Source organism: Pseudomonas sp. P1.8 (assembly GCF_001269805.1).
In the GTDB taxonomy this organism is placed as follows: Bacteria; Pseudomonadota; Gammaproteobacteria; order Pseudomonadales; family Pseudomonadaceae; genus Aquipseudomonas.
This window is the reverse complement of the sequence record NZ_LHVM01000007.1, coordinates 214947-237711: the sequence shown is the minus strand read 5'-3', so window position 1 is coordinate 237711 and position 22765 is coordinate 214947. Positions and strand designations below refer to the sequence as shown.

Annotated in this window: 16 protein-coding genes; 9 read left to right on the top strand and 7 right to left on the bottom strand. The window is 59.2% G+C overall.

The genetic code is table 11. The features are described 5' to 3' along the window. Position 1: 1 nt before the first annotated feature. Entirely contained in the window at positions 2 to 361 is a 360-nt protein-coding gene (locus tag AD668_RS04870) for a PilZ domain-containing protein (RefSeq protein ID WP_053155267.1), read from the bottom strand. A 222-nt stretch (positions 362 to 583) separates the two neighbouring features. Continuing rightward, positions 584 to 970: a tol-pal system YbgF family protein gene (locus tag AD668_RS04865; RefSeq protein ID WP_053155265.1), complete on the bottom strand. Its 387-nt coding sequence runs from the start codon at positions 968 to 970 to the stop codon at positions 584 to 586. A 203-nt stretch (positions 971 to 1173) separates the two neighbouring features. On the opposite strand from AD668_RS04865, the gene pyk reads away from it, so the two are divergent. Next, positions 1174 to 2625 carry a pyruvate kinase gene (pyk, locus tag AD668_RS04860; protein WP_053155263.1) on the top strand — a complete coding sequence of 484 codons (1452 nt, stop codon included), beginning with the start codon at positions 1174 to 1176 and terminating at the stop codon, positions 2623 to 2625. 193 nt (positions 2626 to 2818) lie between these two features. Here pyk and AD668_RS04855 read toward each other — a convergent pair whose 3' ends face one another. Genes AD668_RS04855 through AD668_RS04845 form a run of 3 tightly spaced genes read right to left on the bottom strand, consistent with a single transcriptional unit; the run spans position 2819 to position 5632 of the window. Next, positions 2819 to 3568 (bottom strand): enoyl-CoA hydratase-related protein, encoded by a 750-nt coding sequence (locus tag AD668_RS04855; RefSeq protein ID WP_053155261.1) that lies wholly within the window; start codon positions 3566 to 3568, stop codon positions 2819 to 2821. A gap of 29 nt (positions 3569 to 3597) precedes the next feature. After that, positions 3598 to 4533, bottom strand: coding sequence for an iron-sulfur-binding ferredoxin reductase (locus tag AD668_RS04850; protein ID WP_053155259.1), 936 nt, complete (start codon positions 4531 to 4533; stop codon positions 3598 to 3600). Then, positions 4526 to 5632, bottom strand: coding sequence for a diguanylate cyclase (locus tag AD668_RS04845; RefSeq protein ID WP_053155257.1), 1107 nt, complete (start codon positions 5630 to 5632; stop codon positions 4526 to 4528). The genes AD668_RS04850 and AD668_RS04845 overlap by 8 nt, the downstream gene beginning before the upstream one ends. 402 nt (positions 5633 to 6034) lie before the next feature. Here AD668_RS04845 and AD668_RS04840 point away from each other — a divergent pair, with 402 nt between their 5' ends. From AD668_RS04840 to AD668_RS04810, 7 genes are all read left to right on the top strand, one after another. Then, positions 6035 to 7558, top strand: coding sequence for a fumarate hydratase (locus AD668_RS04840; protein WP_053155254.1), 1524 nt, complete (start codon positions 6035 to 6037; stop codon positions 7556 to 7558). A gap of 150 nt (positions 7559 to 7708) precedes the next feature. Further along, entirely contained in the window at positions 7709 to 12343 is a 4635-nt protein-coding gene (locus tag AD668_RS04835; RefSeq protein WP_053155252.1) for a SpvB/TcaC N-terminal domain-containing protein, read from the top strand. Continuing rightward, positions 12328 to 15072, top strand: a complete 2745-nt coding sequence (locus tag AD668_RS04830) for an RHS repeat domain-containing protein (RefSeq protein ID WP_053155250.1) — start codon at positions 12328 to 12330, stop codon at positions 15070 to 15072. Before AD668_RS04835 ends, AD668_RS04830 begins: the two co-directional genes overlap by 16 nt. A gap of 90 nt (positions 15073 to 15162) precedes the next feature. After that, entirely contained in the window at positions 15163 to 16929 is a 1767-nt protein-coding gene (locus AD668_RS04825; protein WP_053155248.1) for an ATP-binding protein, read from the top strand. Further along, complete coding sequence (locus AD668_RS04820) at positions 16923 to 18248, top strand: sigma-54 dependent transcriptional regulator (protein ID WP_053155246.1); 1326 nt, start codon at positions 16923 to 16925, stop codon at positions 18246 to 18248. Before AD668_RS04825 ends, AD668_RS04820 begins: the two co-directional genes overlap by 7 nt. Positions 18249 to 18538: 290 nt before the next feature. Beyond that, complete coding sequence (locus AD668_RS04815) at positions 18539 to 19858, top strand: MFS transporter (protein WP_053155244.1); 1320 nt, start codon at positions 18539 to 18541, stop codon at positions 19856 to 19858. Positions 19859 to 20091: 233 nt separating this feature from the next. After that, positions 20092 to 20721, top strand: a complete 630-nt coding sequence (locus AD668_RS04810; RefSeq protein ID WP_053155242.1) for a flavin reductase family protein — start codon at positions 20092 to 20094, stop codon at positions 20719 to 20721. On the opposite strand, the gene AD668_RS04805 is transcribed toward AD668_RS04810, so the two are convergent. Both AD668_RS04805 and AD668_RS04800 read right to left on the bottom strand, forming a co-directional pair. Further along, the gene (locus AD668_RS04805) at positions 20722 to 20952 is read right to left on the bottom strand and encodes a hypothetical protein (protein WP_053155240.1); all 231 of its coding nucleotides are present in this window, start codon (positions 20950 to 20952) and stop codon (positions 20722 to 20724) included. A 40-nt stretch (positions 20953 to 20992) separates the two neighbouring features. Next, a complete protein-coding gene (locus AD668_RS04800; RefSeq protein ID WP_053155238.1) occupies positions 20993 to 21346 on the bottom strand; it encodes a putative quinol monooxygenase in 354 nt (117 codons plus the stop codon). Positions 21347 to 21757: 411 nt separating this feature from the next. On the opposite strand from AD668_RS04800, the gene AD668_RS04795 reads away from it, so the two are divergent. Next, positions 21758 to 22687, top strand: coding sequence for an AraC family transcriptional regulator (locus AD668_RS04795; protein WP_053155236.1), 930 nt, complete (start codon positions 21758 to 21760; stop codon positions 22685 to 22687). Positions 22688 to 22765 lie beyond the last annotated feature (78 nt).

Below are 22765 nucleotides of genomic sequence, written 5' to 3'. Positions count from 1 at the left end.
CTCAGGCCGACGCCGGCAACGTCTGAAAACTGAAATACTGCTTCAACGCCTCGACCAGTTGCCCATACTCCGGCGGCGCCCGTTGCAGGCTGAACCCGGCGTCATAGTGGTGAGGGGTTGCGTCCTCATGACACCACAGGCAACACGCCCGCAGGTCGATCACTTTCGGGCTGCCATCAGTGACGGGGATCTTCAGGCGCAAATCAAAATCAGCGCCGATCATCATCGGCAGCTGGCTGATCAGCATCAGCCCGTCTTCGGACACATTGCCCAGGTAGCCGATGGTCCTGTCGGTGTGGCCGTTGAAGACTTTCAGACAATACGGCAGTTGGTGCCGCTCGATCCGGCGGTCGGTAAACATGTGGACGTCACTATGCAAGGCTCTTAAGCAGAACCGCACTACTGCTTCGGAACGGGTCTGTCTTGTATAAGTGCCCGCTCTCCCCACTCCCGGTGCGCCGCTACTTGCAGCGCTGTGTCTTGCCAATGCCGGTTGCAGGCGTTGCCCCGGATTAGAGATCAGGCTCTAAACCGGTTTATTCGACTATAGCTCACCTGCGCCGGTGAGCCAGGCAGCGAACCTTCAGAATTGTGTCGGGCGAACCGCTGCGGCCGCACTGCGCAACGGGTAGTGTCCCAGGCTTTGCAGGGTTTCCAATCTCGCGCGGGCGCGATAAGCGTATTCACTCTGGGGATACGCGGCCATGATGAACTGATACGTCTGCGCCGCATCGACGAACATCTTCTGCCGCTCCAGACACAGGCCACGCATCATCGATGCTTCCGGCCACACATAAGGGCGTGCCCGGCTTTCGCGCTCGACCTTGGACAATTCGAGCATGACTTGCTCGCAGTTGCCCCGGTCATAAGCTTTGTAGGCATTGTTCAAATGATGGTTCATCGACCAACGGGTGCAGCCCGTGACGCTGAGGACGCTGATGGCTAGGGCGGCAATGTGCACGAATCGCATGGGGGATCTCCTGTCTTGAACGCTGTATCGACCCGCGGGCGGAAATCTTCAGGCTGTCCGGCGCAAAGTTGATCCGTCAAGACACCGCGGCACCTGGTTCTTCCTTGAAACCAATATCTTCAAAAAAAGTAGTGCACACGAACAATGACTACACCTTCGCAGCATAGTAGCCTCACTTAGCGCTTGAACTCAGGAGTCTTTGCATGTCCGTCCGTCGTACCAAAATCGTTGCCACCCTTGGCCCGGCCAGTAACTCGCCGGAAGTTCTCGAACAGCTGATTCTGGCTGGCCTGGACGTCGCCCGCCTGAACTTCTCCCACGGCACCCCCGACGAGCACAAGGCTCGCGCGAAGCTGGTGCGTGACCTCGCCGCCAAGCACGGTCGCTTCGTCGCCCTGCTGGGTGACCTGCAAGGCCCGAAAATCCGTATCGCCAAATTCGCCAACAAGAAGATCGAGCTGAAGATCGGTGATCAATTCACCTTCTCCACCAGCCATCCTCTGACCGAAGGCAACCAGCAGGTGGTCGGCATCGACTACCCGGACCTGGTCAAGGACTGCGGCGTGGGTGACGAGCTGCTGCTCGACGACGGCCGCGTGGTGATGCGCGTCGACACTGCCACCGCCAACGAACTGAACTGCACCGTGACCATCGGCGGCCCGCTGTCCGACCACAAAGGCATCAATCGTCGCGGTGGCGGCTTGACCGCCCCGGCCCTGACGGAAAAAGACAAGGCCGACATCAAGCTCGCTGCGGAAATGGAAGTCGACTACCTCGCCGTGTCCTTCCCGCGAGACGCCGCCGACATGGAATACGCCCGCAAGCTGCGCGACGAGGCCGGCGGCACCGCCTGGCTGGTGGCGAAGATCGAACGCGCCGAAGCCGTGGCCGACGACGAAACCCTCGACGGCCTGATCAAGGCGTCCGACGCGGTGATGGTTGCCCGTGGCGACCTGGGTGTGGAAATCGGCGACGCCGAACTGGTGGGCATCCAGAAGAAGATCATTCTGCACGCACGCCGTCACAACAAGGCGGTGATCGTCGCGACCCAGATGATGGAGTCGATGATCCAGAACCCGATGCCGACCCGCGCCGAAGTGTCCGACGTGGCCAACGCCGTACTCGACTACACCGACGCCGTGATGCTTTCGGCCGAAAGTGCTGCCGGTTTGTACCCGCTGGAAGCTGTTCAGGCCATGGCGCGTATCTGCGTCGGTGCCGAAAAGCACCCGACCAGCAAGACTTCCAGCCACCGCATCGGCAAGGAGTTCACCCGCTGCGACGAAAGCATTGCACTGGCGACCATGTACACCGCCAACCACTTCCCGGGCGTGAAAGCGATCATCGCCCTGACCGAAAGTGGCTACACCCCGCTGATCATGTCGCGCATCCGTTCCTCGGTGCCGATCTACGCGTTCACCCCGCACCGCGAAGCCCAGGCACGCGCGGCAATGTTCCGTGGCGTGTACACCATCCCGTTCGACCCGGCTTCGCTGGCGCCGAACGAAGTCAGCCAGAAAGCAATCGACGAGCTGGTCAAGCGCGGCGTCGTGCAGAAAGGCGACTGGGTCATTCTGACCAAGGGCGACAGCTACCACACCACCGGCGGCACCAACGGCATGAAAATCCTGCACGTTGGCGACCCGATGGTCTGAGTGACCGGTTGTTCGAAAATCAAAAGCCCCGCCATGTGAATGGCGGGGCTTTTTGCTTCCTGATCCTGAAGGTGAGTCTTCTGATCTGTCCTCTTCGCTGGCAAGCCAGCTCCTACAGGGATCGTATGAACACCGCAAATCAACTGTAGGAGCTGGCTTGCCAGCGATGACGCCCACTCTGTCACCACAAAACTCAATGCCGTTTGATAAACCCGGTCAACGCCGCCAACGCTTCCGGCGATCGCAGCCGCTGGGTAAACAACGCGCCCTCCTCCTCGATCACTTTGCGCAGCAATTCCCGATCCGGCGCTTTCATCAATTGCTTACTGATGCGCACCGCTTCCGGCGGCAACGATTCGAAGCGCAGCCCCATCTCCCGCGCCTTGGCCAAGGCTTCTTCGCCACTGCCCAAGGCTTGGGACGCAATGCCCCACGCCGCAGCCTGTTCACCATTAAAGCCTTCTCCCAGCAACAACAGCTCCGCCGCTTTGGCCTGCCCCAGCAGCCGCGGCAGAATAAGACTGGAACCGAACTCCGGGCATAAACCGAGATTGACGAACGGCATGCGCAAGCGTGCATCGCGGCTCACATAGACCAGATCGCAATGCAGCAACATCGTTGTGCCAATCCCCACCGCCACCCCCGCCACAGCGGCAATCACCGGTTTGCGGCATTCGAGCAGGTTGAGCATGAAATGAAACACCGGGCTGTCAAGATTGCTCGGTGGTTGCTGGATGAAGTCGGCGATGTCATTGCCGGCGGTAAAGCACTCGGCGGACCCGGTGATCAGCACGGCGTTGATTTCGGGGTCACTGTCGGCTTGTTGCAACGCCTCGGCCAAGTGACTGTACATGGCGCGAGTCAGGGCGTTTTTCTTGTCCGGACGATTCAGGCGCAGGGTCAGCAGGCCGCGTTCGCGTTCAACCTGGATGGCATCGGTCATGGCAAATCTCGCGTCTGAGAAGTCAGCGCTCAACCACGGGGCAGGAACACATCGGCCAGCAGTTGATTGCGCGGCAGTCCCGCCAGGTAAAGACGCCGTGCAAAGCTGTCGACGCTGTCGGGGGCTCCGCAGAGTAAGGCCATGGTTTGCCGCGAAACAAGCCGCAGTTGCGCCAAAGCCGCTGGCAACCCGGCCGGGGTCCACAGCTCGACACTAAGGTTTTGGCGGCTGGCAGCCATGGCTTGCAGGGGTTTGGCCAGGTAATGCTCATCGGCATCATGGGCCAGGTGAATGACGCGGATGTCGCCTTGGTGATTGTGTCGCAAGGCTTCGCGCAAAACGCCAAACAGCGGCCCCAGACCGGTGCCCGCCGCCATCAGCCACAGCGGTCGGGCATGCCAGTCCGGGTCATAATGCAAGGCGCCACCGCGCAGCTCACCCAGGCGGATCGATTCGCCGATCTTGAAGTGGCGAGCCGCCTCACTGAATTTACCCGGTAGACGACAATCAAGGTGGAACTCCAGAAACCGTTCCTCTTCGGGCAAGCTCGCCAAGGAATAGGGCCGTGCCACATGATCCGCCCACAACACCAGATGCTGTCCGGCCCTGTAACGCAACGGTCGTTGCGGGATTACGCGCAAGCGCAGCACCGTGGTGCTCAACCAGTCGACGGCTGAAATTTCAGCAGGGCGACCATCGACCAACGGATCAAAGGCATGCACCTGCAAGTCCTCGACCACCTGACACTGACACGCCAGGCGCCAACCCTGCTCACGCTGCTGCGCGCTCAAGGCATCGGGACGACTGTCATTTGGCAAACCCTGCATGCACTGCACCAGGCACGCATGACAGCTGCCGGCGCGACAGCTATAAGGCACCGCCACGCCATTGTGATTCAGTGCGTCGAGCAGATTGCTGCCCGCCGCTACCGACCATTGTTTGTCTCCGACCCGCAACTCAGGCATCGACGTTCTCCCACGCCGCGGCACAACGGTTGCGTCCGTCACGCTTGGCGCGATACAGCGCCTGATCGGCCCGTTGCAAGGCATCGTCAAGATCGTCGCCGAGCGCCAGCAGGGTCATCCCGGCCGACAGGCTGAGGTTGCGCACATTGAGACCCACCATCTCTACATCGGTGAAGGCGATACGCAGCCGCTCGCAACAAGCCGTCAAACGCTCGGCATCACAATCGGGAAGCAGCACAACGAACTCTTCACCGCCGTAGCGGGCCAGCACATCGCCCTCGCGCAGGCAGGCTGTGGCCACGCCAGCAAAGGCCTGCAACACCTGATCGCCGGCCGCGTGGCCGTGTACATCGTTGATGCGTTTGAAGTGATCGAGGTCGATCAATGCCAGGCCATGCACCACACCGGCGTCCATGGCATTCAACTCACGGGAAGCCAGGCGCAGGAAATGCCGGCGATTGAACAGGCCGGTCAGTTCGTCGGTAGCCACCAGATCCTCGAGCTGACGCATCATTCCGCGCAAGGTGTCCTGGTGTGCCTGCAAGGCGAATCGCCGCTGGCGCATCAGTTGCCGCGAGGCCTGGATATAGCGGGCATACAGCACCAGCCACACCAGTACGATAAACAACACGCACACCTGCAACACCGCCGTGGCCGGGTCCGGCAACTGGGAGTGGTAGCCTTCCCAGAGGGTGATCGCGCAAAAACTGAAGAACACCAACAGAGCACAACGCACAAAGGCGCGGCGCGACAGATGGAACAGGCCGAAGAGCAGAATCAGGACATAGAACACCAGGAACGCGCCACGGGCTTCGTCCAGATGGGCGACCAGCCAGGTTTGCCACCCCAGCCCCAGCAACACTTGCGCCTCGGTCAGGCTCGGGTCGGCAAAGCGCAGGTTGAGGCCGGAATAAAACAGCGCGAACAGAATGGCCTGGCTGATGACCACCAGCGCACTACCGACGGCGACACCAGACTGAGATCCAGTAAAGTGATCCGTAAAAAAAGCCAGCCACAGCAATAGCAATGCCAGGGCATAGGTGCCGGCCGCGAGGGCAAAACGCTTGAGCAACAGTTGCTGGATGGCGTTAGGGGTCAATCGTTGACTCACCAATAATGGAGGCTGACGGAGCGTCCTACTCTACAGACCAAATGTCACTTTAGTAGCGCGGTCGTTAAATGACCATTCAATTTTAGGGGCGAAAAACCGGCGTCAAATCCTTGACTGACATTCCCCGCAGGCTGCGATCCTTTGATCTTGCGCCTCAAAAAACTACCTCAAAGATCGCAGCCTTCGGCAGCTCCTGCGGATATGTGCGGTATGCGACCAACGATTGACTGCCGGCGCGTGTGCCTGCCCGTGAGGCGCGGTATACTGCCGCGCCTTTTTAGCGTCGCGCCAGCAGCCCCGGCGTGCCTTGAAAGGTGCTTGCAACCGACCGATGCACCCAAGCTGCAAGCACCTTATTGAATGTTCCCGTCTTTTAGAGGAGCGCGACTCATGACCGTGATCAAGCAAGACGACCTGATTCAGAGCGTTGCCGACGCCCTGCAGTTCATTTCCTACTACCACCCCGTGGATTTCATCCAGGCGATGCACGAGGCCTACCTGCGCGAAGAATCGCCAGCGGCTCGCGACTCGATGGCACAGATCCTGATCAACTCGCGCATGTGCGCCACCGGCCACCGTCCGATCTGCCAGGACACCGGCATCGTGACCGTGTTTGTCCGCGTGGGCATGGACGTGCGTTGGGATGGCGCCACCATGAGCCTGGACGACATGATCAACGAGGGCGTACGTCGCGCCTACAACCTGCCGGAAAACGTCCTGCGCGCTTCGATCCTCGCCGACCCGGCGGGCGCTCGCAAGAACACCAAGGACAACACCCCGGCCGTGATCCACTACTCCATCGTTCCGGGTAACACCGTGGAAGTGGACGTGGCGGCCAAGGGCGGCGGTTCCGAGAACAAGTCGAAAATGGCCATGCTCAACCCGTCCGACTCAATCGTCGACTGGGTGCTCAAGACCGTTCCGACCATGGGCGCCGGCTGGTGCCCTCCGGGCATGCTCGGGATCGGCATCGGCGGCACCGCCGAGAAAGCCGCTGTCATGGCTAAAGAAGTGTTGATGGAATCCATCGACATTCACGAGCTGAAAAAGCGCGGCCCGTCCAATCGCATTGAAGAAATGCGCCTGGAGCTGTTCGAGAAGGTCAACCAATTGGGCATCGGCGCCCAGGGCCTCGGTGGCCTGACCACCGTGCTCGACGTGAAGATCATGGATTATCCGACTCACGCAGCCTCGCTGCCGGTGTGCATGATCCCCAACTGCGCCGCCACCCGTCACACGCACTTTGTGCTCGACGGTTCCGGACCGGTTGCCCAGGAAGCACCACCGTTGGACGCCTACCCGGAAATCGTCTGGGAAGCTGGCCCGTCGGCCCGTCGCGTCAACCTCGACACCCTGACTCCGGAAGAAGTGCAGAGCTGGAAGCCGGGCGAAACCGTCCTGCTCAACGGCAAGATGCTTACCGGTCGCGACGCCGCGCACAAGCGCATGGTCGAGATGCTGAACAAGGGCGAAACCCTGCCGGTAGACCTCAAGGGTCGTTTCATCTACTACGTCGGCCCGGTTGATCCGGTGCGCGAAGAAGTGGTTGGCCCGGCTGGCCCGACTACCGCAACGCGGATGGACAAGTTCACCCGTCAGATCCTCGAGCAGACCGGCTTGCTGGGCATGATCGGCAAATCCGAGCGCGGCCCGACTGCGATCGAAGCGATCAAGGACCACAAGGCCGTCTACCTGATGGCTGTCGGCGGCGCGGCTTACCTGGTGGCGCAAGCGATCAAGAAGTCCCGTGTAGTCGCTTTCGCCGAACTGGGCATGGAAGCGATCTATGAGTTCGACGTCAAGGACATGCCGGTGACCGTCGCGGTTGACAGCAAGGGCGAGTCGGTACACATCACTGGTCCTGCCATCTGGCAGCAAAAAATCAGTGAAAGCCTGGCGGTGGAAGTGCAGTAAGCGGCGCTTAAACCCCAAGTATAAAACCGGCCTGTCGGCAACGACAGGCCGGTTTTTTTTGGGCTGACCTGTCAGATATGACAGGTCACAGGCCGCAAGCCCTCTGATAAGTTGAATGCACTTGTGCACCCTTGTCAGGTGGGAACCGAAATGGCCACGGAAGAACAAAAAGGCACTATCAATATTTCCGCCCCCGCCCAACCAAAAATTGGCGGCGCCATTGCCAGCTTTGGGGGGTGGGGCGCGGTGGGCACCTTGGGTGCCGCCTCGCTTTCATTGCCGCTGCCCATTTCCAAAGCTCCCAATCGTGATCTGGCACCGGCCCTTTCGCTCAGCTATGGCAGTCATGTTGGCAATAGTATGTTTGGCATCGGCTGGCACTTGACCGTTAACGCCATCACGTTGCGTACGAGCAAAGGCGTTCCGCTTTATGACGGCAAGGATTTGCCCGTCGGCCCCGACGGCGAAGTCTGGATGCCGGAGCTTGACGGTAAAGGAGAGATCATTGAAAGAGCGGAAACCGTCGCAGGAATATCCTATCAGGTAGTCCGTTACCAGCCTCGGATCGAGGGCGATTTCGTCAGGATCGAACGATGGTTCACTGACAGCGACAGGGCAGGTTTCTGGCTGATTCACGGCCCCGATGGCAGCATCCAGATGTATGGCAAGACGCTCGCCTCGCGCCGGGCCGAACCCAAAGACCCGAACAAACCAACCGAACCCGAACGTGTCGGTGTGTGGCTGCTGGACGAGAGCGTCAATGTTCGCGGCGAACACATGGTCTTCGAGTACAAGGCCGAAACCGAAGAACCCGCTCCGCCAGATTTTCGCGACTATCGCGCCCAGCGCTATCTGCATCGGGTGCTGTATGGCAACGCAGTAGCGGAGTCGGAGCTGTATTCCTGGAATACCGATGGCTGGAAGAACGTGGATTTTCACTTTCATCTGGTGTTCGATTATGGCGAACGCAGCCATGACCTGACGATCACACCGGTCTACGGCCCTCCTTACATGCAGGAAGGCGAAGAGTTCGGTGAATGGGGCGGGCGTAGCGATCCGTTCTGGAATCACGACTACGGATTCGCACTGGGCACTCGGCAACTGTGCCGCCAAGTGTTGATGTTCCACCATTTCCCCGGGGAACTGAGTGGTTCACCGAAGCTGGTGCAGCGCTTGCTGCTGGAGCACCACGAGAGCCCACTGGGATACAACCAACTGACGGCCGCGCACCTTCAGGCCTATGACCGCCAAGGCAAGGTCGAGAGCCGGCCGCCGAAGGAGTTCAACTACGCGCCTTTCGATCTCGCTGGCAAACAACCGGGCTGGAAATCTTTCCCGCAGATGCCGGGGCTCAACGACGGCCAGCGCTACCAGTTGGTAGATCTGTACGGCAAGGGTATGCCGGGTGTGTTGTGCCGCTACGACAAAGCCTGGTATTACCGCGACGTGTTACGGGCCCAAAGCGGTGGCGATGACGTGTGCTATGGCGAGTTAACGGAGTTACTCTCCATTCCGGTGGCCGACAGCAGCAAGGCACTGCGCCAGACCCTCAGCGACCTCAACGGTGATGGCAAACTGGAATGGGGCGTGCACGCCCCGACCATGAATGGCTTTTTTACCCTGAACCCCGACCGCCAATGGTCAACGTTCGTCACCTATAAAGCCTTCCCGCTGGAGTACTTCCATCCCCAGGCGCAAATGGCCGATCTGGTGGGCGATGGTCGAACTCATTTGGCCATGATCGGCAACAACAGTGTGCGTTTGTACACCAACCTGGGCGAGGACAACGGCTTCAGTATTGGGCGTGACGTGCCACACAAGGACGACGCACTGCCACAGCCGCGCAATTCGCAAACGCAAGTCGTGGGTTTCAGCGATGTGTTGGGCAGCGGCAAACAGCACTTGTTTCGCCTGAGTCACGACAGCCTGGAGTGCTGGCCGAACCTCGGCCATGGTCGCTTTGGCAAAAAAATCCTGCTCAGCACCCCGACGTTTCTTTATGAGGCGTTCAACGCTTCCCGGGTGCTGCTCGCCGACCTGGACGGCTCGGGCGCAGCCGACTTGATCTGCCTGGAATCCGATTGCTTCCGCGTGTTCATGAACCAATGCGGCAAGGGCTTTGCCAAGCAATCCATTGATATTCCCTGGCCGGAAGGCGTGCGTTACGACAATTTGTGCCAGGTCACCATTGCCGATCTGCTGGGATTGGGCTGTTCCAGCCTGGTGCTGACTGTTCCCCACATGACCCCACAGCACTGGCGTTATGATTTTGTCCATGCCAAACCCTACCTGATCGATAGCAGCAACAACAACATGGGGGCTCGCAGCTGCATCGAGTATCGCAGTTCAGCGCAGGAACTCCTGGATGAGGAGTTTGAACAACACCAGATCGATAAAGACAAGGTCTTCGAATCCGAAGTGCCGTTCGCGATGCATCTGGTCAAGCGTCAAACCCGGTTCGATGAAATCACCCGTAATCGACTGACTCAGGTCATGAGCTATCGCCAGGGCTACTACGACCCCATTGAACGGGAGTTCCGGGGCTTTGGCCTGGTCATGCAGATTGACACCGAAGCCACTGAGGCGGAACGCTCAACCCTGGGCTTTACCGCGCCTTCTCTGAGTAAAACCTGGTTTCACACGGGTAAATCCATTGATCAGCCCAGGGACGGCTATTACCCGGGCGATACGGAAGCTATCGCCCTTTTGCCAACAAAACTGGAGCAGTTTCATCGTCGGGACAAAGCGGCAGAACCCGTTGGACCGCAGGACGAAGAAACATCTCGCGAGATTGCACGCGCACTGAGCGGCGTAGAGTTGCGAACTGAGGTGTTCGCTGCCGATAAACCGGAAGTGCCCTATGCAGTGAAAGAAAACCGCTATCAGGTGCGCATACTGCGCGCAAAAGGACTTCACTATCCCTATACCGTGCTGCAACCCATGGCACTGGAATCGATCAGCTATCAGTACGAACCTGAATTGCCCGACGATCCGCGCTGCGAACACACGCTCAATCTGAGATGGGACGAGTTCGGCAGCGTACTGCATGCTTTCATCGTCTATTACGCCCGACGCAGAACCGCCGAAACACCGCCCTTCGACGACGAACATGAAAGCCGATACTGGACGGACGCCCACGATGAGTCACAACAGCGCTGGTATTTGACCGAGTCCAAAGCCGAATACATCGATATCTACGATGAAGACGCCTGGAAACCGGGAGTGCGCTATCGACTGGGTCTGCCCTATCGGGAACGCACTAATGCGCTGGTACTGGAAAAAGGGCAGCTGAGCAGCAAGGACATCCACCACGCAAAGTTTCTGGAATGGAGCACGGACGACGGGGAATGGGCGAAAAAGGCAGTGCTTGCCAGCATGTCCATGCAGTACTACATCGATCCCGACACCGGTCAGACCATGGACAAGGGATCTGCGACGTACCATGCGCTGCCCGGTTACGTGAAAATCGCCGAGCTGGATGCCACCGCCCTGAGCGCCTACGACAAGCTCAAGGACGAAAACGGCAACATGCCGTTCAACCTCAAGGAAAAACTCGAAGAGGTGGGTTACCACATCATGGAGTGGTTCTTGCCCGAGGTTGAACTGTCCGAACCCGAAGACCCAACCGATGCAAAAAACTACCTGTGGTCGGTGCACCGCGGCTTCGCGCACTACCTTGGCCTGGAGGATTTCTACAATGTCGATTTTTTCCAGCAGACCCAGAGCCACGGCATCACCAAAGTCACCAATGACCCCTACGGGTGCCTGCACACCGCCATCGAATTGCCGGACGGCTGTATCACCCAAACGTTGAACACCGATTACTGCACGTTTTTGCCTGCGTCCATCGAAGACCCCAATCGCAATACCCGGCAGGCGTGCTACAACGCCTTTGGTGAAGGGCTGGTCACCAGCTTTTTTGGCACCGAACTGGGTGTGGAAGTCGGTTTCGATCCCCTCGACGATTACGTGCGACCCGACGACCGCAGCCCGGCGCACGCCATCGAATCGCCTCTGGAGGCCATCGGCAACTACGCCATGGCGATGTTCAGCGATGCTTTCAGCTGGATGGGCCGGGTCCCAACGGACACCCAACCCAGTGACGAATGGCTGGCCTGGGCTCGAGCAGAAGGCTTCGTGCTTCCCAGTGGCCACCTGTGCGACCGCGCCCGCCAGCATCTGCGGGAACTCGAAGACCCGAACGAGTTTGAACGGCTTCTCCAGCAATATATTGAGGCCGCTCATCGAGAACCGGTGCACGTCGCCACCTTGCAGGCCGACCGTTATCCGGGTGACCCGGAGTTGCAGATTCGCATTGCCATCATCCATCAGGATGGCTTCGGCCGCGTGCTGCAAAGCAAGCAGGAAGTCGAGCGTGGCAAAGCCTGGGTGGTCAAGCCGGACGGCACACTGAAACTCAAGGAGGATGGTACCCCTGAGGAAGCCGAAGCCACGCGGCGCTGGCGGGTCAGCGAACCGGTCGAATACAACAACAAGGGCCAGACAGTGCGGATCTACCGGCCGTACTTCGCCGATCAGTTTCGCCGTATCAACGACGAGTCGTTACGCCAGTTCGCCTATCACGATCAACAATTCTACGACGCCGCCGGCCGGCCGACGCAGACGGTACTGGCCAAAAAAATGCCCCAGGGAGAAAACTCGGAACTCAAGCCCTTAAGACGGGAACAGTGCTATCGCTGCTGGTACGACCTGTTCTTCGATGAGAACGATCTGTTTGACCCAACACCGCCGGTGAAAACGCGCAATGGATGGACACTGCATTGAACCGGAACATTCACTCCCACACTCCACAGCTGGCAGCCTTCGACAGCCGTGGCTTGCCAGTGCGCCAAGTGAGCTACTGGCGACGGGAGATTACCGAGCTCATCCCTGAGGCGCTTGTCACCGCTCAACAACACGACAGCGCAGGACGTTTGGTGGCGCAGCGCGATCCCCGTTTTCTGGCGCACACGGTCGGTCCGAACATGGCCACGGTGTTCAGTCTCGCGGGGAAGGAGGTATCCAGGTCCAGTGTCGATTCTGGCTGGACTTTGCAGATGGCCGGCGAAGCCGGGCTGATCCGCAATCATTGGGATAGCCGAGGCAGCCACTGGAAACACGACTACGACCCAATGCAACGACTGACCGCGACACATGAGCAGACCCGCGGCTCGGCGTTTCGAACGATTGAGCGCCTGACTTATGCTGACAATCGGGCCGGGTTCGCTGCGCAAAATCAGTGTGGACAGTTGATCCGTTTCGATGACACCGCTGGCACCCTGCATTCAGAGGCGTACGGTTTGCTCGGTCAACGGCTTGTCCAGCGGCGACACTTTCTGAAAACCCTGCAAAGCCCCGACTGGCCGCTATTACCAGAAGCCCGCAACGAATTGCTCGAACCTGGCGAGGGTTTCCAGACTCGCCGAGATTACAGCCCCAGCAACGATCTGGTTCGTCAGACCGATGCCCGGAGCCATCGCCAATCCTGGCATTTTGATCGGGCCGGTCAACTTCAACAGGTTCGCTTGCAACTCAAGGACGACGTCGCGGAAAAAGTAATGCTGCACAGTGTTGGGTACAGCGCCCAAGGCCAGACCGAATCGCAAACCAGCGGCAATGGTACGACGACCCACTCGCAGTTCGACCCTGCCAATGGACGTTTGCAACGCCTGGTGACCGAACGTGTCGGTCGAGGACAGTTGCAGGACCTCGGTTATACGCATGATGCGGCCGGCAACGTGGTGGAACTGCAAGATCACGCACAACCCACGCACTACTTTGCCAACCAGCTCGTTGAATCAACCAATCACTATGTCTACGACAGCCTGTCCCGGTTGATCAGTGCGTCGGGTCGTGAAGTCCCGGGTCAAAACATTCGCCCGGAGCTGCCGGAATTGACGCTCGGTCCGGGTGACAGTTCCCGGCTTCTCAACTACACCGAACATTATGAATACGACAAGGGCGGCAACCTGACGTTGTTGCGCCACCAAAGCGGTCATCCCGGCCAGGCGCATCGCAGAGCATTCAAAGTCGCCGACGAGAGCAACCGCGCCCTGCCCTGGGATGAACAGCTGTTGCCCGATTTCGGTAAAGGTTTCGATCTCAACGGCAACCTGCAAGCGCTGCATCCCCATGGTCAGCACCTGCTTTGGAGTGGGCAAAACCAACTGCAACAGATCACAGTCATCAGCCGCAAAGACAACGAGGACGACGCTGAATATTACGTGTATGACCACCAGCACCTGCGAGTACGCAAACACCAACGTTGCGTCGCCAGCGGCATGACGCATGTGCGCAACGTTCGCTATCTGCCGGGGCTGGAGATACGCACGCAGGATGATGGCGAACACTTGGAAGTCATCACCGTACAGACCGAACGAGGTCAGGTGCGGTGTCTGCACTGGGTCACCCCACCGCCCGACGGCATCCGGCAGGATCAATTACGCTTTTGCCTCAACGATCATCTGGGCTCCAGCACCCTGGAGCTGGACGACCAGGCTGAAATCATCAGCCATGAAGGCTATTACCCCTACGGCGGCACGGCGTGGTGGGCGGCCCGATCGAAGGTCGAGGCCGATTACAAAACCGTTCGGTATTCGGGCAAGGAGCGGGATGCGAGCGGGTTGTATGACTATGGGTTGAGGTATTACGCGCCGTGGTTGTGTCGGTGGATTAATCCGGATCCGTTTGGCTCGATTAACGGACTGAATTTGTATCGATTCTGTGGAAACAACCCAGTCTGCAGGATTGATCCTGATGGGCGTATGTGGCAGCCATACGACGACGAGACTATGGACGATTTTTTAAGGGTCGAACCCGACTTGAGAGCCGCCTATAGCCTGGAACCGATTGAAGCCGTTGATGAATCAATGGACTACCAAACCTCGCCCGTATCTCCCGACACCAATCGCTCACGCAGTGAATCAAGTCGTTCAGACTCTGAAAACAGTCCTGGCAGTCCACCGGCGCCAACCGATGATCAAAATATTGTGCTCAACATTCAGGATGCAAACCCCAATTTGTCCGACCATTTCTGGAACAGCAGGAACCTGCTGCAAAGAACCAGTTTTGGTGGCAAGGTCTACCGTGCAGACCTGCGTAGCCCTGAAGAGTTAAAAAAGGAGGGATTCAAACCTTCAGAGGAATTCACTGCGGTTGATAAAATGGTCAGTGGGGATTCCTTGATTGTCGCAGAGACGCTTGAAGGGGCAATGTTTTATGCAGCCCAAGCTGGCCGTCCCTATTACTTCTATGAAATCGATGCCAGCAACGTTGGTGGCGTGTCCTTGCTTGAAAACCTGGTATTGAACAGTCCGAGAATGCTCGTACATCTCAACGCAGATGCTGGTGGCAGCCCGTCTGAGCAGACCGGGGAGGCCAATAGGATGCACGAAGCGCACTTGAACTTTGATGACTTGGATCGCATGGACCTGGATAAAAAAGAGAGCAGAGTTTTCTCGATGGGGCAACTGGTGGATGAAATGATACAAATGCGCCTAAGCATGAATCGTTGAACTCAAGTCTTCACCCAAGCAGATGAGACCTGGCGCAAAAAGGTTCACATGCTATCTTGCGCGTCCAGTCTTCAATCCGATTTCGGTTCAATGCTCCCGACCTCCAGATTCCTGCGCCTGACGTTGTTCACCCTGCTCATCCTCGCCAGCGCCGCCATCGCCGCCACCTTGGCCATGCGCCACACCGTGCGCCAGTCAATGGTCGAAGACGCGGCCCGGGCCAATCAGCAATTGGCGCTGTACGCCAACTCACTGCACACCCTGATCGAACGCTACCGCGCCCTGCCCGCCGTGCTGGCGCTGGACCCGGAATTGCGCTCGGCGCTCAAGGGGTCGGTGAGCCCTGAACAACAGGATGCGCTGAACCGCAAACTGGAAAAAATCAACGGCGCCGCCGAATCCTCGACCCTCGAACTGCTCGATCGCACCGGCCTGGCCATCGCGGCCAGCAACTGGCGCCTGCCCAGTAGTTACGTCGGGCACAATTACGGCTTCCGTCCTTATTTCAATCAGACCCGCACCCAAGGCACCGGGCGCTTTTATGCCGTGGGCGTGACCAGCGGGATTCCCGGCTACTTCCTGTCCAGCGCCGTGACGGATGAAGAAAACCAGTTCCTCGGCGCCATGGTGGTAAAACTGGAATTTCCGGAGCTGGAACGCGAGTGGCGCCAGGGCAGCGACACGCTGTTGGTCAGCGACAAGCGCGGGATCATCTTCATCGCCAACCAGCCAGGCTGGCGCTATCGCGTGCTCCAGCCGTTGAGCGACAGCGATCACGCCGAGCTCAAGACCACCCGTCAATACGACAAACAAACCCTGACCCCGCTCGCATTTGAGTCGCTGCGACGTTTCGACGACAACAGCGATCTGGCGCGGGTCGATGGCCCCGATGGCAAAGCGGATTATCTATGGGAGTCGCTGCCCCTGAGCACCGAAGGCTGGACGCTGCACCTGCTGCGCCGCCCACAGGTTGCCTTCGAAGACAGCCGCAACGCCGCCCTTGCCGCCGCCGGTTTGTGGCTGACAGTGGTGTTTCTGTTGCTGTTCCTCAATCAGCGCTGGCGCCTGGCAAAAATGCGCCAGCGCAGTCGCGAAGAGCTCGAACAGCTTGTACAGGAGCGTACCCGTGACCTGCGCACCGCACAGGAAGGCCTGGTGCAATCGGCCAAACTCGCCGCACTTGGCCAGATGTCGGCCGCCCTTGCCCATGAAATCAACCAGCCATTGACCGCCCAGCGCATGCAGCTGGCAACCCTGCGTCTGCTGCTCGACCATGGCCGGGTCGACGACGCCTACAAGGCGCTCAAGCCGGTGGACGATATGCTCACGCGCATGGCGGCCCTCACCGGCCACTTGAAAACCTTCGCCCGCAAAAGCCCCAGCGGCTTGCGCGAACGCCTGGACCTGGCTGCCGTGGTGGATCAATCGCTGCAATTGCTCGAGACACGACTGCGCGACGAGCAAGTCAGTACGGTGCTGCACCTGACCCGCCCGGCTTGGGTGCGTGGCGATGCGATTCGTCTGGAGCAGGTGTTGATCAATCTGCTGCGCAATGCGCTGGATGCGATGCAGGACAAACCCTGCAAGCGTCTGGAAATCCGCCTCGAAGCCGACGAACACTTGTGGCGCCTGAGCGTTATCGACAACGGTGGCGGCATCGCCGAAGAGAACCTGTCAAAGGTGTTCGATCCGTTCTTCACCACTAAACCGGTGGGCGATGGCCTGGGTATCGGACTGGCAGTGTCTTTCGCCATCGTGCACGAATCGGGCGGTCGTCTGAGCGCCGACAATCATGACAACGGCGCGGTGTTTACCCTGACCCTGCCCATCGACCAGGAGGCACCTGAACCATGCTGAACGCAGTGATGGTGGTCGACGACGAAAGCAGCATCCGCAGCGCCGTCGAACAATGGTTGAGCCTGTCGGGGTTCGAGGTGCAATTGTTCAGTCGCGCCGATGAATGCCTGGCGCAGCTGCCCAAGCACTTTGCCGGGGTGATTCTCAGCGACGTGCGCATGCCCGGCATGACCGGTCTGGAACTGCTGGCCGAAGTACAACGCCGCGACGCCGACTTGCCGGTGATTCTGCTGACCGGCCACGGCGATGTGCCGATGGCCGTCGAGGCCATGCGCGATGGTGCTTACGACTTCCTCGAAAAACCCTTCAGCCCCGAGACCCTGCTCGGCAGCCTGCGCCGCGCCCTCGACAAGCGTCGGCTGGTTCTGGAAAACCGCGCACTGCACGAACAGGCCGACAACCGCGCCAAACTCGATACGACCCTGCTGGGCGTCTCCAAGGGTTTACAGACCTTGCGCCGGCAAGTGCTCGACCTGGCGACGTTGCCGGTCAATGTGCTGATCCGCGGCGAAACCGGCAGCGGCAAGGAACTGGTCGCCCGCTGCCTGCACGACTTCGGACCGCGGGCCGACAAACCTTTTGTCGCACTCAACTGTGCAGCGATCCCGGAGCAACTGTTCGAAGCCGAGTTGTTCGGCCACGAAAGCGGCGCGTTCACGGGCGCCCAAGGCAAGCGTATCGGCAAGCTCGAATACGCCGACGGCGGCACGCTGTTTCTCGATGAGATCGAAAGCATGCCCCTGGCCCAGCAAGTGAAACTGCTGCGGGTGATACAGGAACACAAGCTTGAACGATTGGGTTCCAATCAAAGCATCCACGTGGACTTGCGCATCATTGCCGCGACCAAACCAGACCTGCTCGACGAAGCTCGGGCTGGTCGTTTCCGCGAGGACCTGGCCTATCGCTTGAACGTTGCCGAATTGCGTTTGCCGCCGTTGCGCGAGCGCCGTGAAGACATTCCGTTATTGTTCGAATCGTTTGCCCAAAGTGCTGCGGAGCGGCTGGGCCGTAGCTTTGCACCATTGAGTGGTCCGCAATTGAGCCATCTGCTGAGCCACGACTGGCCGGGCAACGTGCGCGAACTGGCGAACGTGGCCGAGCGGCAGGTATTGGGGCTTGGCGAGATGACACCCGTAGGCATCGAACCCGGGCAATCACTGGCGGCGCAGCAGGAAGCGTTCGAAGCGCAATGCCTGCGCGCAGCGCTGACCCGACACAAGGGCGACATCAAAGCGGTGCTTGAAGAACTGCAACTGCCGCGTCGGACCTTCAATGAAAAGATGCAACGGCATGGGTTGAGCCGAGAGATGTTTTTGTAGCGTTTGGACGGGCCTCATCGCTGGCAAGCCAGCTCCTACAATGTGCGGAGTACACAGATCCTCTGTGGGAGCTGGCTTGCCAGCGATGAGGCCAGAACAGGCACTGCAAATTCACGAACCAATCAGCAGTTTTCCGCTCATCCCCAGCCGAACATAAGCGGATTTCCGCTCACCGAAACACCCTACCCCCTCTAAACCGGCCCTCTCCCCGTTGGCACAGCTCCTGCTATAGCCCCAGCAGGCTGCGTTTAATCGCGCTCCACAAAAACAATTAAATGAAGGATCCTTCAATGGATAACTCCAACGCCCTGCCCCTTGGGTCGGCTGCCACGCCGGCTAAAGAAAGAACCACCGCCAGTCGCATCAAATCGATTTTCAGCGGTTCTGTCGGCAACATGGTCGAGTGGTACGACTGGTACGTCTATGCCGCCTTCTCTTTGTACTTCGCCAAGACCTTTTTCCCTAAAGGCGACACCACCGCACAACTGCTGAACACCGCCGCGATCTTCGCCGTGGGCTTCCTGATGCGCCCGATCGGTGGCTGGTTGATGGGCCTGTATGCCGACAAAGTCGGGCGCAAGAAAGCGTTGATGGCCTCGGTGTACCTGATGTGCTTCGGCTCGCTGCTGATCGCCCTGAGCCCGAGCTACGAAGTCATCGGTATCGGCGCGCCGATCCTGCTGGTGTTCGCACGTTTGCTGCAAGGCCTGTCGGTCGGTGGCGAATACGGCACCTCGGCCACTTACCTCAGTGAGATGGCAACCAAGGAACGTCGTGGTTTCTACTCCAGCTTCCAGTACGTGACCCTGATTTCCGGTCAGCTCATCGCTTTGGCGGTACTGATTGTCCTGCAGAACTTCCTGACCACCGAGGAGCTGTACGCCTGGGGCTGGCGCATCCCGTTCGCCATTGGCGCACTGTGTGCCGTGGTCGCGCTGTACCTGCGTCGTGGCATGGAAGAAACCGAGTCCTTCACCAAGAAAGAAAAGGCCAAGGAAAGCGCGATGCGCACCTTGATGCGCCACCCGAAGGAACTGATGACCGTGGTCGGCCTGACCATGGGCGGTACGCTGGCGTTCTACACCTACACCACGTACATGCAGAAATACCTGGTGAACACCGTCGGCATGAGCATCTCCGACTCCACCACCATTTCCGCCGCCACGCTGTTTCTGTTCATGTGCCTGCAACCGATCATCGGCGGGCTGTCGGATAAAATCGGTCGCCGGCCGATTTTGATTGCCTTCGGCGTCCTGGGTACGCTGTTCACCGTACCGATCCTCACCACCCTGCACACCATCACGACCTGGTGGGGCGCGTTCTTCCTGATCATGGCGGCGCTGATCATCGTCAGTGGCTACACCTCGATCAACGCCGTGGTGAAAGCCGAACTGTTCCCGACTGAAATCCGCGCCCTGGGCGTCGGCCTGCCGTACGCACTGACCGTCTCGATCTTCGGCGGCACCGCTGAATACATCGCACTGTGGTTCAAGAGCATCGGCATGGAATCCGGTTACTACTGGTATGTCACCGCCTGCATCGCCGTGTCGTTGCTGGTGTACATCACCATGAAAGACACCCGCAAACATTCGCGGATCGTCACGGACTAAATCAAGCGGCAAAGAAAAGGGGCAGACCTCACCGGGGTCTGCCCCTTTTTCATTGAATCAACATCCCACCCTGTAGGAGCCGGCTTGCCGGCGATGGTGTATCAGATCAGTTGTTGTCGACTGACACTCCATCGCGAGCAGGCTCGCTCCTACAGAGGTAGAGTCGACTGGAAATCAGCTGCTCATCCTTGCACTATGAACGCCATCCGAATAACGCCCCCTGGAACTCCTTCATGCCCGACGACATCCATTTCTACGAACCCGCCAACGGCCACGGCCTGCCCCACGATCCGTTCAACGCCATCGTCGGCCCGCGCCCTATCGGCTGGATTTCGTCACAGGATGCCGAGGGGCGCTTGAACCTGGCGCCCTACAGTTTCTTCAACGCCTTCAACTACATTCCGCCGATCATCGGGTTCTCCAGCGTCGGGCGCAAAGACAGCCTGAACAACATCGAGCAGACCGGTGAATTCGCCTGGAACCTGGCCACCCGGCCACTGGCCGAGCAAATGAATCAGAGCTGCGCGATGGTCGGGCCAGACGTCAATGAATTCGAATTGTCCGGGCTGACGACAGCTGCTTCGAAAGTCATTCAGGTACCACGCGTCGCCGAGAGTCCGGTGTCCTTCGAATGCAAGGTCACACAGATCATTCAGTTGCAACGGGCCGATGGAAACGTGGTGCCGAGCTGGTTGATTCTCGGCGAAGTGGTCGCCGTGCACATCGCCAAATGGCTGTTGAAGGATGGGGTGTACGACACCGCCGCGGCAGAACCGATTCTGCGCGGCGGTGGGCCAGCGGATTATTTCCAGCTGGGTCGTGAGGCGTTGTTCAAGATGTACCGTCCCGGGGCGGTCAAGTAACTACCAGATCAGCCCGCCGTCTTCGTCGACGCCTTTGAGGTGGGTCAGTTTCAAGGCAGCGGCTTCGTCCGCTTCCTTGGCGGTCTTGAAGGTTTGTTCTTCCAGCAATTTGTTGAAACGAGGCGCACCGGAAGCACCGATGGCTTTGGTGGCGATTGCCGCGTAGTACCCGCCTTCACGGGGGACGACGGCCGATACGGCTTCGAAGGTTTCAAAGGCTTTGCGTGCCATGTCGCGCTTCCTGGCTAGTTGAGAATGCTGCATTAAACCCTCAACCGGCCAGTTTGTGTACTGCCGCCCCTGACTGGTGCAAGGCCTGGGCCGCCGACACATCCTTGAACGTATGGAAATCCAGGCTGTCGACCAACAGTTCCTGCACCAGCTCGGCAAAAACCTCCATTGCCGGAGTACTGAAATAGGCGATCATGGCTTGTTGATTGCTCCAGAAACCGGACACCAGCCACAACTGCGGATCGCATTGCGAGTGCTGCAAGGCAAAATTCAGGCAACCTGGCGCAGCGCGGGACGGCTCGATCAGGGCGCTGAGGCGCAGGCCGAGCTCCGCCGAACGTCCAGCGCGCGCTCGAACGAAAGCCATATGACTGACTGGGATTTGCTTGGACATGGTTCAACCCTCCCGGGGAGTCGCGTGGCAGCCGGGGGACGGGCTGCAACAGGATCAAAGGTTAAGGGCCACGATGGGTCAGTCGTTAGTCGATTCCTGCCGGTGCGTTGCACAATCCTGCGAGACTGCATCAGCAGCCTGTAAAAACCTGTCACGGTTCTGCCATCGCGTTTTGTGTAGGAGCTGCCGAAGGCTGCGATCTTTTGATTTTGAAAGAAAACGTCAAAAGATCGCAGCCTTCGGCAGCTCCTGCGGGGTTATCGGGGTTGTCGGCGGGTTGGCCGTGTTTGGGGACGAAACCCTCCCCGTGCAGAATCAGGCAAGCATCGGGCAGGATGTGTCTACCGCTGCCACTTGCACAAACGTATGCTCAGCTCCATTCCCTTCCATGCCTTGCCGAGGATGCCGTGCATGTCGTCACTCGATCACTCTGAAGCCCCGCTGGACACCGACATGGAGCACCAGCGTGCCGAGCTGGCGGCAATCATCCGCCGCAACACCGCCGAAGATGGCAGCTACGCCACGGCCATCGGCTCGTTGTTCATGTCGCGCCACAGCCGGTCCCACGAGTTCGCCCCGGTACTGGCACAACCGGCGCTGTGCATCATGGCCCAGGGTCGCAAGGAAGTTCAGCTGGCCAATGAGTACTTCAACTACGATCCGTTGAATTACCTGATGGTCTCGGTCTCGATGCCGCTCAGCGGTCGAGTGGTCAATGTCTCGGCCGACGAACCGATCCTCGCCCTGCGCCTGGACATCGATCCGGCGGAAATCACCGCGCTGATCGCCGACGCCGGGCCCATGGGCGTCCCCACCCGTCCGACCGGGCGCGGGTTGTATGTCGAAAAACTCGACAGCGCGATGCTCGACGCCGTGCTGCGCCTGGCACGTTTGCTTGAGACCCCGAAAGACATCGCCATGCTCGCGCCGCTGATTCGCCGGGAGATTCTCTATCGGCTGCTGCGCAGTCAACAGGGCCATCGGCTGTACGAAATCGCCATCGCCAACAGCCAGAGCCATCGCATCAGTCAGGCAATCAAATGGCTCAACGGCAATTTTGAACAGCCGCTGCGCATTGACGATCTGGCGAAGGAAGTGAACCTGAGCGTGTCGACACTGCATCACCGCTTCAAGGCGATGACGGCGATGAGTCCGTTGCAGTATCAGAAGCAGCTGCGCTTGCAGGAGGCGCGGCGGTTGATGCTGGCCGAGGGGCTTGAGGCTTCGGCGGCGGGGTATCGGGTCGGCTATGAAAGCCCTTCGCAGTTCAGCCGGGAGTACAGCCGATTGTTCGGGGCTCCGCCGTTAAGGGATTTGGCGCGGTTGCGGTTGACGGTTTGATCAAGTGGTTGTGGCGTTGCGGATGACGCTATCGCTGGCAAGCCAGCTCCTACAGTGATCTGTGGCGCTCACAGAACC

Bases quoted from the DNA above. Each gene is read 5' to 3' on its own strand.
- AD668_RS04870 (WP_053155267.1), bottom strand. From the start codon at position 361: ATGTTTACCGACCGCCGGATCGAGCGGCACCAACTGCCGTATTGTCTG.
- AD668_RS04800 (WP_053155238.1), bottom strand. From the start codon at position 21,346: ATGTCCAAGCAAATCCCAGTCAGTCATATGGCTTTCGTTCGAGCGCGC.
- AD668_RS04815 (WP_053155244.1), top strand. From the start codon at position 18,539: ATGGATAACTCCAACGCCCTGCCCCTTGGGTCGGCTGCCACGCCGGCT.
- AD668_RS04810 (WP_053155242.1), top strand. From the start codon at position 20,092: ATGCCCGACGACATCCATTTCTACGAACCCGCCAACGGCCACGGCCTG.
- AD668_RS04825 (WP_053155248.1), top strand. From the start codon at position 15,163: ATGCTCCCGACCTCCAGATTCCTGCGCCTGACGTTGTTCACCCTGCTC.
- pyk (WP_053155263.1), top strand. From the start codon at position 1,174: ATGTCCGTCCGTCGTACCAAAATCGTTGCCACCCTTGGCCCGGCCAGT.
- AD668_RS04835 (WP_053155252.1), top strand. From the start codon at position 7,709: ATGGCCACGGAAGAACAAAAAGGCACTATCAATATTTCCGCCCCCGCC.
- AD668_RS04805 (WP_053155240.1), bottom strand. From the start codon at position 20,952: ATGGCACGCAAAGCCTTTGAAACCTTCGAAGCCGTATCGGCCGTCGTC.
- AD668_RS04795 (WP_053155236.1), top strand. From the start codon at position 21,758: ATGTCGTCACTCGATCACTCTGAAGCCCCGCTGGACACCGACATGGAG.
- AD668_RS04830 (WP_053155250.1), top strand. From the start codon at position 12,328: ATGGACACTGCATTGAACCGGAACATTCACTCCCACACTCCACAGCTG.
- AD668_RS04820 (WP_053155246.1), top strand. From the start codon at position 16,923: ATGCTGAACGCAGTGATGGTGGTCGACGACGAAAGCAGCATCCGCAGC.
- AD668_RS04850 (WP_053155259.1), bottom strand. From the start codon at position 4,533: ATGCCTGAGTTGCGGGTCGGAGACAAACAATGGTCGGTAGCGGCGGGC.
- AD668_RS04865 (WP_053155265.1), bottom strand. From the start codon at position 970: ATGCGATTCGTGCACATTGCCGCCCTAGCCATCAGCGTCCTCAGCGTC.
- AD668_RS04855 (WP_053155261.1), bottom strand. From the start codon at position 3,568: ATGACCGATGCCATCCAGGTTGAACGCGAACGCGGCCTGCTGACCCTG.
- AD668_RS04840 (WP_053155254.1), top strand. From the start codon at position 6,035: ATGACCGTGATCAAGCAAGACGACCTGATTCAGAGCGTTGCCGACGCC.